General features: G+C 40.5%; 10 protein-coding genes. 9 read left to right on the top strand and 1 reads right to left on the bottom strand.

Annotated features, from left to right (window positions below):
• Window positions 1-32: 32 nt before the first annotated feature.
• A complete protein-coding gene (locus tag PLE34_RS11505; protein WP_324557027.1) occupies window positions 33-977 on the bottom strand; it encodes a nuclear transport factor 2 family protein in 945 nt (314 codons plus the stop codon).
• Window positions 978-1,332: 355 nt separating this feature from the next.
• Here PLE34_RS11505 and PLE34_RS11500 point away from each other — a divergent pair, with 355 nt between their 5' ends.
• From PLE34_RS11500 to PLE34_RS11460, 9 genes are all read left to right on the top strand, one after another.
• Window positions 1,333-5,442, top strand: coding sequence for a hybrid sensor histidine kinase/response regulator transcription factor (locus PLE34_RS11500; RefSeq protein WP_324557025.1), 4,110 nt, complete (start codon window positions 1,333-1,335; stop codon window positions 5,440-5,442).
• Window positions 5,443-5,598: 156 nt separating this feature from the next.
• Entirely contained in the window at window positions 5,599-5,907 is a 309-nt protein-coding gene (locus PLE34_RS11495) for a helix-turn-helix domain-containing protein (RefSeq protein ID WP_324557023.1), read from the top strand.
• Complete coding sequence (locus PLE34_RS11490; RefSeq protein WP_324557021.1) at window positions 5,898-6,647, top strand: BrxA family protein; 750 nt, start codon at window positions 5,898-5,900, stop codon at window positions 6,645-6,647. Before PLE34_RS11495 ends, PLE34_RS11490 begins: the two co-directional genes overlap by 10 nt.
• Window positions 6,634-7,191 (top strand): hypothetical protein, encoded by a 558-nt coding sequence (locus PLE34_RS11485; protein ID WP_324557019.1) that lies wholly within the window; start codon window positions 6,634-6,636, stop codon window positions 7,189-7,191. Before PLE34_RS11490 ends, PLE34_RS11485 begins: the two co-directional genes overlap by 14 nt.
• A gap of 15 nt (window positions 7,192-7,206) precedes the next feature.
• Window positions 7,207-10,800, top strand: a complete 3,594-nt coding sequence (brxC, locus tag PLE34_RS11480) for a BREX system P-loop protein BrxC (RefSeq protein WP_324557016.1) — start codon at window positions 7,207-7,209, stop codon at window positions 10,798-10,800.
• A 10-nt stretch (window positions 10,801-10,810) separates the two neighbouring features.
• Complete coding sequence (gene pglX / locus PLE34_RS11475) at window positions 10,811-14,497, top strand: BREX-1 system adenine-specific DNA-methyltransferase PglX (protein ID WP_324557014.1); 3,687 nt, start codon at window positions 10,811-10,813, stop codon at window positions 14,495-14,497.
• Window positions 14,498-14,671: 174 nt separating this feature from the next.
• Window positions 14,672-15,280 (top strand): DUF6088 family protein, encoded by a 609-nt coding sequence (locus PLE34_RS11470; RefSeq protein WP_324557012.1) that lies wholly within the window; start codon window positions 14,672-14,674, stop codon window positions 15,278-15,280.
• A complete protein-coding gene (locus tag PLE34_RS11465; RefSeq protein WP_324557009.1) occupies window positions 15,267-16,313 on the top strand; it encodes a nucleotidyl transferase AbiEii/AbiGii toxin family protein in 1,047 nt (348 codons plus the stop codon). Before PLE34_RS11470 ends, PLE34_RS11465 begins: the two co-directional genes overlap by 14 nt.
• A gap of 20 nt (window positions 16,314-16,333) precedes the next feature.
• Window positions 16,334-18,571 carry a PglZ domain-containing protein gene (locus PLE34_RS11460; protein ID WP_324557006.1) on the top strand — a complete coding sequence of 746 codons (2,238 nt, stop codon included), beginning with the start codon at window positions 16,334-16,336 and terminating at the stop codon, window positions 18,569-18,571.
• Window positions 18,572-18,585: the final 14 nt, after the last annotated feature.

Genomic DNA, 18,585 nt, shown 5'->3' with positions numbered 1-18,585 from the left:
TTGCTGCTCCATATTGCCGGGATCAGTTAAGATTATTTAGCCAGCAGGCTCTGACTGTAGTATACGATTTCGGAAATAATTTTGCCGTTTTCATCAAAGCCGTCGCTGATGTGCATGGGAAGAATGATGGCTTTTTTATCTGACTTGCGTACCAGGTGCAGCTTCCACCACGACAATACTTCACGGCCATTGTCCATTTCATATTCCAGGTAATCGGGGTACCCGATCATTTCAATAAACTTTATATCAAAATCATTGGAGAATTTTTGCCAGTCTGCTTTTGCTTCTGTCTTATTCAGGTATTTTCTATACTCGTCATTGATATCGTAAAACCTGGCATCATCGCTAAAGAAACTGAGGGCTTTATCAAAATCGCCTTTTTCGTAAGCATACATAGATTTGCGTACGGTATTGATATTTTCGTGATGGTTGTAGATCTTTCCATTGGTTCTGTTTGAAAAGCTAACGCCGATCTCATCCAATATGCTTCCGTTGCTGTAATTGATGATCGCTTTGATTTTGTTCTCTTTCGTGAGCTTATACAAACGATGCGCTGCGGCGTCTAATTTTACACCGGTAGCTTTATGCATGCCTTTGAGTAAATCCCAGGTTTGTACCCAAACCTCGTCATTTTTGTTATCCTTCTTGTATTCAACCGCATCAGGATAAGAGCCCGGGTAGGGTTCTATGGAAAAGTAATCGAACTCATTATGGTAACGGAGCGCATTGGCAACAAATGCTTTTTTTGTGGCTCCGCTATCACCATATGCATTGGATACACCATTAAAGGATCTGAAATCGTCTGTTAAAAAGCTGTTGATCCTGGCCTCATCACCGCTCACAGTGGCTTTTATAAACTCGTCCACGACATTTATAGCCGGATGTTCTATGTACACCGTTCCGTTGGCTTTTTTCTGTGCAAAAACGGCGATAGTGCCCGTAAAGGTGAGGGCGAAAAGGAATAATGCTTTTTTCATTGTACCTGGGTTTGAAGTTTATTGATATAAATACATGTTTTGGATAAACTGTGTTAGAGGTGCTGATATGGGTTAATCTAAATGCGGGCAGCTCCCGAGTGTGATGGTTTAAGTGTAAAATTGCTATGAGTGATCTGGGGTGAGCGGCAGGCGTTCCGTAAATATTGGTGCGGTAAAGTTCCGGCGTATTTGGGCGGGTGGTGAGTAAGTTTTCATCATTTCAGGGGATATGCTCAGCTTCCGGCAGGACAAATTGTGCAGCATCAGTAAAAATTCGTCTTTTTTACGGCGCGTGATCAAAAAAGTACCCTTTACCGTATGGTAAATATCTGCAGGGAAAGTTATCTTTATAGGGATGCCCATCCCGTTTCGTAAAACTTCATTCATTCTATTGCTTTTTGTTTCCTTTTACTGGAACCGCGTTCCGGCTCAAACAGGTTCCGGCTATGAAACCATTTCCACTGCCCAGGGCCTTTCGCAGGGGATGATCTTCGATCTTTTACAGGATAAAGAAGGATTTATTTGGGTAGCTACAAAAAATGGTTTGAACCGGTATGACGGCTACAGTTTTAAAGTTTTTTCCAACGATCCTTACAATCCGCATAGTTTAAGCAGCAATACCATCCAGAAAATTTTTGAGGATTCAAAAGGACGGATCTGGGTGGGTACAGAAGATGCCGGAATCAATGTATACGATAAGAAAAGCGGTAGTTTTTACCGCATTCAGCACAAAGCTGCCGATGCCACCAGCCTTTCAGGAGATGCCATAAGATGTATAGCTGAACTGGCGAACGGCAAGATGTTGGTTTCTGCCTATGGCGCCGGTTTCAACATGATCGAATTGCCGGCCGATTTTTTTGAAAAACCATCAGCACCACTTATAACAAGATTCGAACTTCCCCACAACAACGATAATGTATATGCTATGGGAAAAGATCCCGGCGGTAACATGTGGATCGGCGGTTTCGACGGATCGGTGTACCGCTTCGACACTGCTAAAAACAATCTCATTGCATTGAACAAAGGCCACCTGCTCAATGATGGCTTTGTTACGGGAGGTGGAGACGTGCTGCTGAGCGGTAATTATTTTTTATGGGATGGCAGGGCAACCTACCCGATTTTTGATACGGCAAAAATACCTGCCGGCAATATTTTATTAAAGCCACGGGCTTTTTTGTGGAGGAACTATTACAGGGAGTTGTCCAGTTATGATGTAACCAGCAGGGCAACCGGAAAGCCCCTGACAGGAGACTTGCAACTTCCCGGAAATGTAATGGCAATGTTTCCTTTTATCACGGATCGTTCGGGCATGGTATGGTCGGGCTCGGTGGGCTATGGCCTGCGCAAATACAGTACCGACGGCAGTACATTCAATGAGCACCTGTTGCCGGCATTCAGCGTAAGAGGGATCATACCCGACAGGGCAAATAACATATATGTTGTGGATTACGGGTATGCCTGGAGAAAGATAAACGGGCAATCAATAGAAAAGGATCCGTTCAAAAAATTCCCCCAGCTTGCCCTGATTGACAATTTTATGATCAGTAAAACCGGCAGGTTTTGGTTTAAATCGGAAACAGAGGGCTATAAAAACTACTACGATTACAACCCCGTTTCCGGTAAATTAACACAGTATCCTTTGGTTTTGAGTGAAGCCAGTGGTGATAAGCAACCGCTGATAGAAGACAGCAAAGGATACATCTGGTTCCCTGTGCGGGGCGGGAAGTTCAGGAGAATACATGAGGAGAGTGGCAGGATAGACAGTTTCAGCATTAATGTAAACAATACCAGGCCGCTCAATACCAACTCTGTTTGTACGGCATTGTACCAAGACGGGCAGGGCGTATACTGGGTGGGTACGCAGGAAGGTTTTGCAAAGCTCGTTTTCGACAGCCGGCATACGGTACCCGATGTAAAATGGTTTTACAATAAGGCTGAAACACGCAATTCGCTAAGTTATAATCATGTATCCTGTTTTATGGATGATCCGGCAGCGCCGGATAAATATTTATGGATATGCACCAAGGGGGGCGGATTGAACCGGATGAACAAGACAACAGGTGATTTTTTTCATCTTACTTCAAAACAGGGTTTGCCCGATGACGTGGTGTATGGCATTTTGCCCGATGATGCTAAAAACATCTGGGGCAGCACCAATAATGGCCTGTTCTGTTTGCTGGCCAATCCAACGCACGACAGCACCGGCTGGACTTTCAGGAATTTTACCAAAGCCTACGGACTACAGGGCAATGAATTCAATACGGCGGCTTTTGCAAAGCTGCCCAATGGTAAAATGGCATTTGGCGGTGTGAATGGTTTAAATATTTTTGATCCGGAACAAATACTTTCCGGCGTGTTTTCACCCAATGTGTATATCACCAATTTACTGGTGAACAATACCGTTGTTTTACCGGGTGATAAAACGGACGTGCTGCAGCAAAATATTGAACAAACGAAAGCCATTACCCTTAATTACCAGCAGGATATTTTAACGCTTGAATTTTCTTCCTTAGACTTTACGGCCCCGGAGCAAAACAAATACCGCTATCAGTTGGCGGGTATTGATAAAGGCTGGGTAGAAAGCGGCAATCGCAGGGGTGCTACCTACCTGCACCTGCCTGCAGGAAAATATACCTTCAAAGTACAGGGCAGCAACAGCCAGGGCATCTGGAGCAACCATATGCATGAGCTGGAGATCATAATACTGCCGCCCTGGTGGCTCAGTTGGTGGGCATATATTATATACGGTGTACTGATCGCATTGGCCATAAGAGCATATCTTAAGTTTAATGTAAATAAGGCCAGGCTTGAATCACAATTGAACTATGAACAGTTGGAAGCCAAAAGAGTAAAAGAACTGGATACCATTAAAACACAATTATATACCAATATTACGCATGAATTTCGTACACCCCTTACGGTTATACTAGGTATGGCGCAGCAGGTAATTGATCAGCCGGGCGAACAGTTTGACAGCCGTATGGATATGATCGTGCGCAACGGACGCAGTTTGCTGAACCTGGTAAACGAGATGCTGGATCTTTCCAAGCTCGAATCCGGCAATATGCAACTGCAGTTAACGCGGGGCGATGTGATACCCTTTCTCCGTTATGTTGTTGAATCTTTTCACTCCCTGGCAAACAGTCAGCAAAAGCAACTGCATTTTCTCACTGATGTAGATACCCTGTACATGGAATACGACCGGGAAAAGATCAGGCAGATCATTTCCAACCTGCTATCCAACGCCATCAAGTTCACGCCCGAAAAGGGAAATATCTACATCACCGTAATCGAAAATGTGTCGCCCGATGAGGGTGATCGCGCTACATTGATCATTAAAGTAAAAGATACCGGTATAGGCATACCCGAAGACCAGTTGCAGCATGTTTTCGATCGCTTTTATCAGTTAGACAACAGTCACACCCGCAAAACAGAAGGCACCGGCATTGGTCTTGCATTAACCAAAGAGCTGGTGAAATTAATGAAAGGTGAGATCGGGGTTAAAAGCCCGCCTGCCGGTATAACACGTGGCAGCGAGTTTACGGTATCGCTGCCTTTAAAAAAGGTAGCCGCCATTGATGAAAACACAGAAGATCGTTTGAAAAAGGCTTCCATTACTCCGCCACCCCCGGCCACTATCAGCACACAGCGGGTAAACAATGGCCAACAAACTACCACTGCGCCTTTAATATTGCTGGTAGAAGACAACGCCGATGTAGTGGCGTATACGGCATCCTGCCTGCCCGGTTACCGGCTGGCTGTTGGTAAAGACGGAAGGGAAGGATTTGAAATAGCCACGGATATGATCCCCGACCTGATCATTACCGATGTGATGATGCCATTTGTGGATGGCTTTGAACTGGTGGCCCAATTGCGCGACAATGAATATACCAGTCATATTCCCATTATTATGCTTACTGCCAAAGCAGATATGCGCAGTAAGATAGAAGGCTTGCAAAAAGGCGCTGATGTGTACCTGGAAAAACCCTTCAATAAAGAAGAGCTGCTGGTAAGGATAGAGAAGCTAATGGAGATGCGCAAAAAATTACAGCAGTATTATCTTAAAAAAGCCGGCATCATCACCAACGGTTCGCAACCCGTGCCGTCGGATATTGTTCCGGAAAAGATAAAGGAAAAACCTGAAGATGCTTTTATCATAAAGCTGAGGGAAGTAGTGGAACAGCATTTGAGCGATACAGATTTTACCGTGGAGCAATTGTGCAGGCTGGTGTTCATGAGTCATTCGCAACTGCATCGTAAATTAGACGCGCTTACGGGTTATTCTCCCAACAAATTTATACGGATGCTGCGGCTTAAAAAAGCCAAGGAACTGTTGCAGCACCCCGCCAGCAGCATTGCCTCGGTTGCACTGGATTGCGGCTACAACGACCCGGGTTATTTTGCCAGAGTATTTAAACAGGAGTTCGGCTCCACGCCACAGGAATGGAGAATGGCAAATTGCTAAATCAAACATGTAACGGAGGCGTCTTCAGCGAAGTAAACCACCCGTTGCAGGGTGGCTTTCTTCAACGCCTCTGGTCTTATTGCCCATAAATTTTTCGTCTATGCTGCTGAAACTGCATTGCTTTTTCATAGATTTGACACTTAAGTCCAAAATAAAATGCCAAACACCTGGAGTCGTGAATTTGGGGCTTTAATCAATACCCAGCGCCAACAAAACAAAATGCCCTTGCGGAAAGTTGCTGCTATATTAGATATTGATACCTCTACACTTAGTAAAATCGAAAAAGGTGAACGACCTGCAAATGCGAAGATGATACCGGTTATTGCAGAATTGTTTGGGCTTGATTTTAAAGAACTACAGATTCGATACTTAAGTCAAAAAATGAATGACGAGTTTGCTAACGAAGCTTATTTTGAAGAGGCTTTGGGTAAACTTATAAAAGACAAGGAATTATTGTGGAAATAAATTCTGATATTAATATTTTAGGAGGGCTCCCAGATTTTGATTTGATACTGCACTATTTAAATAGGGAGTCGTCAAAATTTGAATATAAACCTCACTATACGTATACTTCTATCAAGACGGATAAATCCGTTAAACGGTTTGAGAACGCGATAGTTAGGACATTTTTAAAACATTCAGACAAGAACGCAGAATTATTAATAAAATCCATTTTGTCGATAGAGGGATTATCTTCTAACGGGTTAGTCATGCTCTTTTGGAACGCTTCTGCTAATAATGAGTTATTGCGTTATTTAAACGAACACGTATATTTTCCGGCTTTTTATTCGGGCAAGTTGACTTTAAAAAAAGAGGATGTAATTGCCTGTATTAAAGAACTTAGAGAAACGGAATTGCAAATAAAGGGCTGGACAATAGATACTATAGAAACCGTCGGGCGCAAGTATCTGACCTTCCTCAAGAAACTTACTTTAATGGAAGGGTCTTTAAAAAAAGTAATTGTTCATCCTTATTTGAACGACAAGGCATTTGTTCTTTTTATTTATTGGCTTAAAGCAATAGAGGCAACCCCAAATATTTTAGAAAGCAGCTGGTTGAAATACTCTTTCTGCGAAAGAAATGTATTTCTTGAACGGTCGATGCAAAAGAAATTTTCAAAATATTTTCAGTTGCTTTATACGGGTGATAAGCTGAAAATTGAAACAACAGTTCCATACGAAATAATATACGATGCCATTAAATAACCCAGCACATATTATTCATGAAGTCAAACGCCTTGTTGAATCAGACAGACGTTCGGAAATCAGGCTAAGTGCCAACGGGGGAAATTCTGTTCTCATCGTTTGCGACCCGATAAAAGAACTCGAATACATCACCCATTTAGAAAAATTGCTGCCAGAAGATAATTACTCAATCATCGATCTGAATAAGTGTTTGATGAATTTTATATCAGCTCACAAAGCGGAGTTGATTGAATTGTATAATTTGTTACAATCTGCAACCCATGAAATATTTAAAGCACCGGCCGGCGAGGAATCAAAAGACTTATTTAAAGAAATCATAGAGCAAATAACCAGGGTATTGTCAGATGGCAAAGTGCCAGTGTTAATTAACACCGGCGCCCTGTATGGAACAGGTATTCACAACATCCACATTATGGAAAACGATGTTGTTATGAAAGCGACATTGCCCGTGATTATATTATATCCGGCAACCATTGAACCTGACCGGATCATGTTTCTTGGCAAATATCCTGCATCAAAATACCGTTGCATGATTGTTCAATAAAAAGAAAAAACTAACATGCTTATAAAAGATATTTTAACTATAGACCTTAGCGAGGATATTAAGAATGTAATTGACCTGGAAGATATTTCAGAAGCTGCTATTCAATCTGAAATTGAAAGTTATATTATAACAGATGGCCTTGCAAAAGAGTATTCGGACTTCGTTTCCATTTTTACATCAAACATTATCGAAACCGGTGTGTGGCTTTCTGGTTTCTATGGTTCAGGCAAATCATATTTCGGAAAGCTACTGGGCTACATGATGAGCAATAGACTAATCAACGGTACGCCGGCCAGAGACAGAATCCTCCAAAGATTTACGGGAATAGACGATGAAGCACTGGTTAAAAACTCAATAGCCAAACTGAATAGCATTAATGCTCGTGTGGTTTTTATGGATATTGCCAAGCAAGATACATCCAAAGGATTCGCCTATTCTTTGTTTAGAAACTTTCTAAAATCGCTCGAAGTACCAGAAAATGAACATGGATTTTTATTATTCTCATTGATGTGCGATGCGGCCTACAGAGATATAAATGATTTTGTACAAGACAAACTGGGTAAGTCGTGGAACCAAATAAAAAGCAACCGTACACTTTATATCGGAAAAATTAAAGAGATATACATTGCTTTGGGTAATGCAGAACCTGATTATCAAAATATTCTTACCACCATCCGGAGAGAAATCGATGAGTTTAGTGCATCTAAATTAAAGGATGAACTAAATAACTATTTTAAGGCAGTAAACGATGAGAAAGTTGTTTTTCTTTTTGATGAAGCAAGTGAAGCAATTAATCAGAAAAAATTTACGCTACTTGATCTGGAGGGCTTGAGTGAATCACTCTCATCGTTGGGAGGAAAGGTTTGGACCATAGCTATCGCTCAGGAAAAATTGGATGATGTAATCAATAACTCAAATGTTAGCAAGGCTCAACTGACCAAGGTGACCGACCGCTTCAAAACCAAGATTCATCTTGAAGCTACAGAGGTGGATGTAATTATCCGTAGTCGTTTGCTGAAGAAGAAGAATGATGCGGTTAAGAAGTTGAAAGACCACTATCAAAGTCATTCAGGAAAAATAGCTGATCATAGTGGTTTGACCGGTGCTGGGAAAACTGAAAACGTAGATTCCTTTGTAACCTATTACCCATTCTATCAAAATCAATTTGGGTTGCTCCAAAACTTTCTTTTTGGCCGCCAGGGGTATGCTTCCACTAAAGTGGCTGCAAGAGGTATGATTATTACTACTTATGATATTCTCAAATATGAAATCCAAAACGAAAAATTATACAATGTTGCAACGGGCTGGCAGATAGCAAAAGAGGCACAGCCACAGCCTCCGGTTCGTTTGGTAAACAGGTATGCAAATGCGGATACTATCCTGAGAAATGAACATATTGACTTGCCAGGCCGTCATTTACTGGAAACTATTCATTTCTTAACGGAAGCGGAAATTGCTCCTACATCATTGAGCAATATTGTAAAGTCGTATATCAAGTTGCCGGAAGATTACCATGCCAGCCAAACCCTAATTACCGAGGCACTTAATGCTTTAGTAGAGCACAAAATCCTTTTATTATCTAATGGTACTTATCGTATTACTTCTGATATTGAACAGAGGCTGTTGGATGAAATGAATCAGTATCCGGTTCAGACTTTTAAGAAAAAGCAGCAAATCATTACAGCATTTAAAAATTCAGCAAGCATTAAGGCCCTGGCTAAAATCAATGATAACAATACACCTTATGACTTCTACATCACGTCTGACAATGATGACGAGCTGACAAATCCGGCTCTCAAACAACTCAAGCTGAAAGTGAAAAGCCTTTACAGTTTTGGCGATGATCGGAACGCAGATATCGAGCAGATTAAAACACAGTTTCAAAACGATAAAGACGTAATCTGGCTTACACCGGATAACAGCCAATTCAAAGAGATTGATAAGTTATTGGATGAAATAGAACGTATCAAGTACCTCGAAGAAAAATATACCAACCCTAATTCAGATGAAGGCCCAATTGTACGGGCATTTCAAGCTGAACGTTCTGCTAAAGAAAACAGGTTGAAAGAATTGGTAGAACAATCACTGCTACATGGTGACATTATATACCTGTACAACACTGCGCAGTTAGATAGGAATAATTGGCAAGCTACGCTGAATGGCCTACAGCGCCAGGTAATTCATAATGTTTACAGTCAAAGGCTTTCTACACAACTTTCGGATGCAATTGCAGACAGAATCATTAAAGAAGGTAACAATCAAAGGCTACATACATATTTTACGAGCCAGGGTGCTGATTTTCAGTTTTATGATGTTCATGGAAATTTTATTGGAGAATCATTAAAACCCGCTGAGCACATCTTATATAAGATTAGGAATACGTTTGTGGATGGCCACACACTCGAAAAAGATTTAGAGCAACCGCCTACAGGCTTTGGCTTTGGTACCGTCATTGCCACCGTTGCCGCTTTAATGAGAGGCGGCAAAATAATGGCTAAGTACAATGGGTTGGAGAAATTTTCCTGGAAGGACGATGGTGTATCTAATATTTTTAGTGCAGCCCGTGAGTTCCGTAAGGCATCATTCAAGGCTATAGCCAAATCTTTAAATACTACCCAAAAGAATAGTATCGTAACTGGTTTGCAGGAGTTGGATTGCGAAACCCATATTGGCAAAAAGATAGATTGGAACACGAATGATTTTGACCTGGTCAATGCGGTTCGTGAATTAGCCAAACGTTTCTGCGACAAGGTGGACGACATGAAGCGCCAGAATAAAGATTTTGAAACTTTGTTCGGCAATTTGGAATTATGCAAAGACAGATTAGGCTCCTTTACTGGGGCAGTGAGTGAAGCGAATTATATCGATAAAGCTGAAAACTACCTCTCTCAAACAGTTGTCTATGCCGATGCGATTAATGAGATTGATAAAGCGGAGAAATTTATCCGAAATAACCTTGAAAAGCTCAGGCTATGGAAAACGTTTGCTGATGGTGTTACAGATGAATTAAACAAAGCGGCAAAGTCCGATGTAAACATATCACAACTGGTAGCTACATTCAACAGCCTTTACAAGGGGGAAGTCGTAAAGAACTTTAGGTCGTTACAAGAGACGGTTCAAAAAATAAAGGATGCTTATTTTCAACTTATGCAGTCGGCCGCCTCGGATATGTCGGCCAAGTATACACAATTGAAAAAAGATGCTGAGTCCTTAATTAAAGAAATTAGCAGTCTGCCAATAGATTTGAATAATGATGCAAACAGTAAAGCAAACAACATTCTGCAATATGCCACATACCGGACTTCCACCGTTGTAGATATCGATTATGATGTAAAAGATAAGCAAACGAGGTTCACGTATTCGGAAATGTTGTCCTTCATTCAATTGTTCAACACTTATAAAACAGAGTTAGAAATAATTAAGCCGGGTTTAATGCGAACGCCTCTGCCTACGCCGAAGCCTGGTACGCCGGTAACCCCGGGTATTAAAACCTATTCAGCTACCATACCCGGTAAGAAACTTAAGGTGACCGAATACAAAGTATGGTTACAGCAGGAGTTACAAAAGCTGGCGGGGGCATCCGATAATGATGAAATAGAAATTAATTAATAGAACGGAAATGAAATTAGCCGACCACGTTGAACACATACGAAAACTGATCGATACTGCCTTTCGCAATCGCCTGGGCAGGATGGGTATTATGGAAACAAGTGTGCTGATTCGTAGTTCAGTGCCGAATGAATACCTGGGCGATAGAATCAGGATTGATTCCCTAACAGAGATTTGGACTGCTGAAACAGGTAGTGCGGAAAATGCATATGAGAAACTTGTGGAAGAGTTAACATTCACTTTATTCAATCGCCTGGCTGCTTTAAAGGTGATGGAAGCCCATACCTTGCATCCCGAGATTGTTACCCGGAGGAGCCAGCATGGTGATCGCTCTTTTGCTCACAAACATTGGCTGGAGCAAAACCCTAACGGGCGAAATAAGGAAATGGAAGGACTGGTTCGTTTTATGGAAGATCAATTGGCTGCATTGGCAGGCGATATTCCTTTATTCAGCCCACAGCACCCTTATCATTTATTACCAACTGCCATTGAATTGAGTGGCATTATGAATGCCTTTAACCAGGTGGAAACAGATGCACAGGTCGAAGAAAATATTTGGCAAAGCGATGATGTGCTGGGGTGGCTCTACGAAAGCTACAACAATTACAAAAAAGCAGCTCACAAAGAAAGTGGCGATAAAACAGAGTTCAACAAAGTAAGCATACAAAGCCAGGTATATACTCCCCGATGGGTGGTGAAATTTTTGGTAGATAATAGTTTAGGGAAGCTATACCTCGAGATGTATCCGGATAGCGATATAAAAAATCGCTATAAAATTGCCAATGCACCCAAAACAAGAACAAGAGAACCGAAGTCATTAACAGAAATCAGAATGATTGATCCTGCCACAGGTAGCGGAAACTTTCTGTTGTATGGCTTCGATCTGTTTTACGATTTGTATACCGACCAGATTGACAACTATGGTGCAGATTATGACGACCGCAAAATTGCGGAATTAATCATTGCTCACAACCTGCACGGGGTTGACCTGGACGATAGGGTTATCCAGTTGGCTCAATTGGGTTTGTACATTAAAGCGAAACGCAAAAAACGTTCTGCAAAAATTGAACACTTCAACATTGTAAGCTCCGATTTTTATTTACCGGAATACGTTACCGTAAAACATTTGTTTGAAAGTGAAGAACCGCTAAGCCCTGAACTGGAAAAAATTGTAACCGACCTCTGGGCAGATCTGCAGCAAGCCTACAAGTTTGGTGCATTGATACGCCTGGAAGAAAAATTCAGTTTGCGGTTGCATGGTTTGGTGCAGCAGTTTGAAAGAACGCAGATGCAATTATTCTCGGCTCAAACATTAGCCAGTTATGAAAACTTCAGAGATAATTTTTTTACCAACCTCCAAAAAGCAGTAGCCCAAAACACGGCTAAACAAGGGCAAACCTTCCTGAATACAAAAACCCGGGATGCCATTACCTTTTTGCAATTACTTACACAGAAATACGATGTGGCAGTTGCCAACCCACCTTATACAGATAGTGCAGACTTTGGCACGGAACTGAAAAAGTTTGTGGATGCCAATTACAAGCAACCCTATAAATTCAACTCCAACCTGTATGCTGCGTTTATTAAGCGTTGTTGCGAACTGACAGACGAAACAGGTTATGTAGCGTTGATACATCCGCACACGTTCATGTTTATTAAAACATTTGAAGATGTAAGGAAATATCTCATTGAACATACACATATTGACTTGCTGGTGGATTACGGTCTTGACCGGGTAAATCTATTTGGTCCAGGCATTCTTTTAGATGCCACATGGTATGTATTGAGTAAAAATAAAAAGGATGAGACTGGCATCTACTTTAACATCACGGCCAATCAACAGGAGAAAACCAAGCAAGGCTCATTAGAACAAGCTTATGATGATGTAATTCATAAACGCACCAACAATAGGGTGTACACCCTCCCCCAAGAAAAATTAAAAATTATTGAAGGCTGGCCTTTTATTTACTGGATAAGTGATGGATTTCGGGAGAAGTTTAAAGAGAAGACGGTAAACGTAATCGCAAGTGTTACAGAAGGTTTTAAATCAAATAACAATGAAAAAATACTAAGACACATCTGGGAAGTTTGTAAGGAAATATCTGCAATTGAAAATTATGTATTCTATACCAAGGGGGGTAAGTATAACAAGTGGTACGGCAATATTTGGTTAGCAATAACATGGTTAGATAATGGAGACAACCAATTGGCAAATGGTGCAAGTTTGACCAGCAAGGATTTATATTTTAAGGAAGGAATTACATACACTAAATCTGGATCTAAAGGGCCCTCTTTTAGATACTTGCCATCAAAATTAATTTTTGATAGTGGAAGCCCTTCTATCTTTCTTTCTGATATTCATTACAATCTAAATTACTTATTGGCTTTCTTAAATTCATTCCTTGGGCAGTACGTATTGAATTGCTTAAATCCTACTGTAAATATTCAGGTAAGTGATATAAAAAGATTACCGATTGTAAAGCCACCCCGGCTTATAGAGGAGAATATTTCTGCATTGGCGGGCGAAAACGTTTTTATCAAAAAAGGGCTTAACTCTTTTCGGGTAATTGAAACCGATTTTACAAATACTCCAATATTGGCTTATTCAGATTCTTCGCTTAAAGACCGCTTAATAAGATACTTCAATTTTGAGAATGCTCAAATAACTCAGGTGTTGTTGAATGAAGCAGTCATCAATCAGCTTATTTTCAAAGTATATGATTTAAGCGAAGAAGATAGGCTTCAAGTGGAAACAAAAATGGGCAAACCAGTTGGTAAATTACCTGTTTTAAATGTTGCCCGAAAAGCCTATCAATTGGAACATGCCCTGGAACAGGAAATTGTAAAAAAGCATATAGCCAACCTTGAAGCAATTGAATTTGATGCGCAACAAGTTGAGGCAATAAAATCTGAATTGAGGTCCTTGTATCAAAGCAACAATGACCTTGAAGAATTTTGCATTCGTCATCAGGTAAATCCCATCAATGTCTGGTATTGGTTTAAAGTAAGCAAGGTATTGCCACAAGCCCGTGTTGCTGAAATAGCTTTAGAGTTTTTGGCAGATGCTTTCCGTACCATCCTCATAGCAGATGAAGATGGTATAGTGCCTTTGGTTGGTTTGCCTGGCGAACCACGGTTAATGGATCGCTTTGAGGAGTATTGTTTTAGTAAAGGTTTTACTTCTGCCCAAATCATGCAATTAGACGCCTTGATAGGCCGCCCTGTCAATGAGTATGTAGAACATTATTTCTTCAAGAATTTCAGTGATCACCTCAACCTGTTTATGTACCTGCCCAAAACGCCGTTCATCTGGCATCTCAGCAGTGGGGAATATCAGGGCTTTGAAACATACATCATTATTTACAAATGGAACAGGGATAGTTTATACAAATTAAAAAGTAACTATCTCAGCAAACGAACTGAAAGCCTGCAGTATCGCTTACAGCAAATTGCAGATAGCACCACCGGCCAGGCACAAACAGAAAAAGAAACCATTCGCCTGCAGTTGCAGGAAATAGATGCCTTCGCCCAAAAAATTGATCAACTAATAGCAGAAGGCTACGATCCTAAGCTGGATGATGGTGTGGGTAAAAACATTGCACCATTACAAGCAAAGGGAATGTTGAAAGCAGAAGTATTGAAAACAACCGGTGGGCAAAAGTCTCAGTTAAATAAATACTTAAATGCTGATTGGTAAATATAATTACGAATTAGGAGTTTGGAAATGATTTTTGAGCGAGGAGAATGGTCACAAATTTCGACAAGATATGTAACAAATGAAGAATGGTTTTGTAACAAATGTTTTCTTTTTTTGTTACAAAAGGAATACAGTCTGTAACAAATATTTGCTAAATTTGTTACAAAAATAGAAATGGCAAGTATAGAAGACAAAATATTAAAGCAAATAGAGGCCCTTCCTAAGGGGGAGCTATTGCTTCCTGCCGATTTCAGTGAACTTGGATCATCAGAGGCGGTGAGGCTATCACTGTTTAGGTTAGAAAAAGAAGGCGTGATAAGCAGAGTAGCCCAGGGAATATATGTTCGCCCCAAAGAGAGCAGTTTAATAGGGAAGCTTGTACCCACAGCCGAAGAAGTGGCGGAAGCTATTGCCAAGCGGGATAGAATAAGAACTGTTCCTACAGGAAGCTATGCTTTAAACGCTTTGGGGTTGAGTACACAAGTGCCCATGAATATTGTGTTGCTTACAGATGGTTCACCCCGTGAAATAAAAGTGGGCAAACGAAAAATAAAGTTTAAAAAAACCACCCCTAAAAACCTCCTGGCAAAAGGTAAAATAAGCCGGTTGGTGATACAGGCATTAAAAGAAATCGGCAACGGTAAAGTAAGCGAAGAAGAGGAAAAAAAGATTATTGACTTATTGAAAAAGGAAGATGAAAAGGACTTTAAACACGACATAGCCTTAGCACCGGTATGGATTCAAAAAATTATGAAAAAAGCATTGAACGATGGCAAAAATTGATTTTTACAGCATAGAGAAAACAGAGAAAGAAGCCATTTTTAATGCTATAGCAAACGCAAAGGGAATGACGCCCTTTGCTGTAGAAAAAGACTGGTGGGTAAGCCGCACCCTGGATATTATTTTTCAAATGGACATAGCCAAACATTTGGTGTTTAAAGGGGGTACATCACTAAGTAAGGCGTGGAAGCTGATAAACCGCTTTTCAGAAGATATTGATTTGGCTATTGATAAAGAGTTTTTTGAAGGCTATAAAGGGGATATTACAAGAACACAAGTATCGAAGCTAAGAAAGGAAGCAGGAGTATATACTACAGGAACTTTCTTTGCAGAATTGCAGGAAGCGTTCAAGGCAAAAGGCTTTAATCACCTTGATTTTAAAGTGATTGATACCGGAGAAAGTGACCAGGATCCCAGGATCATTGAAATACATTACCAAAATATTATACCCAAACCCACTGAATATGTTTTACCAAGGGTACAAATAGAAATCAGTTGCAGATCGTTACGGGAACCGTTTACTGTTCAAAATTTTGGTTCGTTGGTAGATGAAAGTTATTCCGATAGTGACTTTGCCGACCCCTTATTTGAAGTGCCTACCGTAAATCCGGAACGAACCTTTTTAGAGAAGTTGTTCTTATTACACGAAGAGTTTCATCGTCCGGAAGAAAAAATGCGGGTGGATAGATTAAGCCGCCATCTGTATGATATATACCATCTCACTAAAGCAGGTATTGCAGAAAAAGCAATAAGCGATAAAGAGTTGTATGAAACCATTGTAGCACATCGATACAAGTTTTCAAGAATAGGTGATGTGGATTACAACAGGCATAATCCTAAAACACTTAATCCAATTCCAGTTGAAGAAAAAATGGCTGAATGGAAAGCTGATTATACCAAAATGAAGGAGGATATGATCTATGAAGAGAATAAGCCTTCTTTTGAAGACCTGATTAATAATTTGAATGCTGTAAGAACCCTGCTTCAGGAATTGGATTGGCAATTTGAACTTGAGTTTCCTATTCCTAATTCCTAATTGAAAAATCCTAATTGACTATGACAGAACAATGGCTCATACAAGATATTAAGAAGTTATTGCAACATCGAAACCGTGTTGTACTGCTGGACCCAACAGGCCAGTGTAGTTTTGCTTTGCCTATTCTGCAACAAAACCATATTAATACAATTCAAACAGATAACAACATTACTGAGCAATGGCAGCAAGAGAAAGAAGAACTGATGTTACGTCATGAAGCAGAAACAACCTTTAAAGAAAAGCCTCTTGTATTTTATGTCACCCGTCCGCAAGATAAACTCAGTTTTCTTTTCGATTATTGCTTTACACATGGCTGCCTCGATCTGAGCCATCCTCAGGATTGGTTAAAGAAAAAAATATTTACCCATACCGGTTTGCAGGTGCAGTTAGATAATCCCATGCTGCTTACCGCAGCAAAATTGGGCATTGGCAAAGACATTGCCTGGTGGAAAAAAATAGTGCAGGATTTAGAAGAAGTAATCAACCTGGATGATGAGTTGTTGCCATTTGTACACAACCCTGATGCTTATTTAAATACCAGGGACGCTGACATCAAAAGATTGTTTGAAGAAAAACTGCATGAGTTATTAAGTCAGCAATATATAAGCAAGCCACCAAAAACATTGGCAGATGAAGTGGTAAAAAGAATGTTGGATGGTTTGGTAAATAATGAAATTTCTGAAACGCTGTTGGCTTTGTACTATAAATGGGCCGACAGTGCCACTTACCGTCCTTCGTTAGAAACATATATCCGCAACTATAAATTGAACGGAACTGCAAACCCCTGGAATGTCCATCCCGATCATTGTTTTGAAAAACTGGATTTGCTTGCATTAAAGCAAATTGCGGAGAACATCCGGGATAAGTCATTTGTAAGCGATAAACTGCAAAAACTAGAGAAACGAATATTTTCATCCAGGTCTCAACTTTTTGTGCCCGCCTGGTGGCACGATGTCGTGGTCTTGTTCCATGCAGATACAAATCCTCTATCAGTCTGCAACAGCCTGAATGCTTTTATAGAGTATTACACCGGCACGTTCTCAAAGGTGGATAGAGCCATCCGGAATTTATATGAAGTATTTTTAAATGACGGATTTATTATTCGTCCTTTGCAGGAATACTATGAAGGCTTGAATCATTTGTTACTTCAAACCTGGTTTGGCTTTTATTCCGAATACAAATCGGATCAGCAAAGTTATTTGCCAAAACTGTTTTCCACTGCAAAGCCTAAAACAGCAGTTATTGTTGGCGATGGTGTGCGCTATGAGATTGCTGATTTTGTAGCCAACGAATTGCAAAAGCACTCCAAGGTGGAAAAGCAAATCATGATGGCCGATATGCCATCTGAAACTGAACACAACATGAGTGCTTTATATGTAGGGAACAAAAAAGTTGTTTCGTTGCATAAAGACCGTGAAGCAAGTCTGACGAGAACAACGGGTAAAGCTATTGTTTATATGCCTTTGGAACAATTGAACTATGGGATAGAAGCAGATTATCTCGTATTAACTTACAAAGATATTGACAGCGCCGGAGAAAAATTACAACAAGCTGCTATTAAGTTATTCTCGGAGTTTGAAGCAGTGTTGGTAGATAAAATTGCCATGCTGTTAAATATTGGCTATCAGGAAGTATACCTAGTAACCGATCATGGTTTTGTACTTACAGGTTTATTGGATGAGGCAGATAAGATAGAACCGAATGCAACAGGTAAGAAAGAAGTACATGAACGCTTTATTCGAACAGTAGATAAACAAGCCAACAGCGAATGGTTGGCTTTTGAGGAAGCTTATGCAGAATACAAGTATGTGTACGCTGCAAAGAATCATCGTCCATTCAAATCAAAAGGTGTTTATGGGTTTTCACATGGAGGCTTTACACCACAGGAGATCATTATCCCAAAATTCAAGTTTTCCAAAATAAAATCTCAGACATCACAATTGGACGTTTTCATTTCCAACAAACAGGAACTGACCGATACGCCAAGTGAATTGTTTGTAATCAGGTTAGATGCACCAAAGGCGCCAAAAGACTTGTTTAGCGGTATAAGAAAAGTGCAGATAAAGCTATATGCAGGCAATAAGGAATACCAGGGCAGTGATATTTTTTCAATTGAGTCAAACTCAATCGTGGATAAGGAGTTTTCATTTAGTGGGAATACCCAGGTACAGGCAGTATTGCTGGATGCAATAACACAGGAACAATTGGATACAGCGATCATAAAAAAATCTAACCTCCGGGATCTGGGAGGCTTATAATAAAACGAACCAAC

It is taken from the genome of Agriterribacter sp. (genome assembly GCF_035445465.1).
Lineage (GTDB): Bacteria > Bacteroidota > Bacteroidia > Chitinophagales > Chitinophagaceae > Agriterribacter.
Note: the sequence above shows the minus strand (reverse complement) of the source record. Positions and strands in the feature narration are given on the sequence as shown.

Bases quoted from the DNA above. Each gene is read 5' to 3' on its own strand.
- PLE34_RS11460 (WP_324557006.1), top strand. From the start codon at position 16,334: ATGACAGAACAATGGCTCATACAAGATATTAAGAAGTTATTGCAACAT.
- PLE34_RS11465 (WP_324557009.1), top strand. From the start codon at position 15,267: ATGGCAAAAATTGATTTTTACAGCATAGAGAAAACAGAGAAAGAAGCC.
- PLE34_RS11470 (WP_324557012.1), top strand. From the start codon at position 14,672: ATGGCAAGTATAGAAGACAAAATATTAAAGCAAATAGAGGCCCTTCCT.
- PLE34_RS11485 (WP_324557019.1), top strand. From the start codon at position 6,634: ATGCCATTAAATAACCCAGCACATATTATTCATGAAGTCAAACGCCTT.
- brxC (WP_324557016.1), top strand. From the start codon at position 7,207: ATGCTTATAAAAGATATTTTAACTATAGACCTTAGCGAGGATATTAAG.
- PLE34_RS11500 (WP_324557025.1), top strand. From the start codon at position 1,333: ATGCCCATCCCGTTTCGTAAAACTTCATTCATTCTATTGCTTTTTGTT.
- pglX (WP_324557014.1), top strand. From the start codon at position 10,811: ATGAAATTAGCCGACCACGTTGAACACATACGAAAACTGATCGATACT.
- PLE34_RS11495 (WP_324557023.1), top strand. From the start codon at position 5,599: ATGCCAAACACCTGGAGTCGTGAATTTGGGGCTTTAATCAATACCCAG.
- PLE34_RS11505 (WP_324557027.1), bottom strand. From the start codon at position 977: ATGAAAAAAGCATTATTCCTTTTCGCCCTCACCTTTACGGGCACTATC.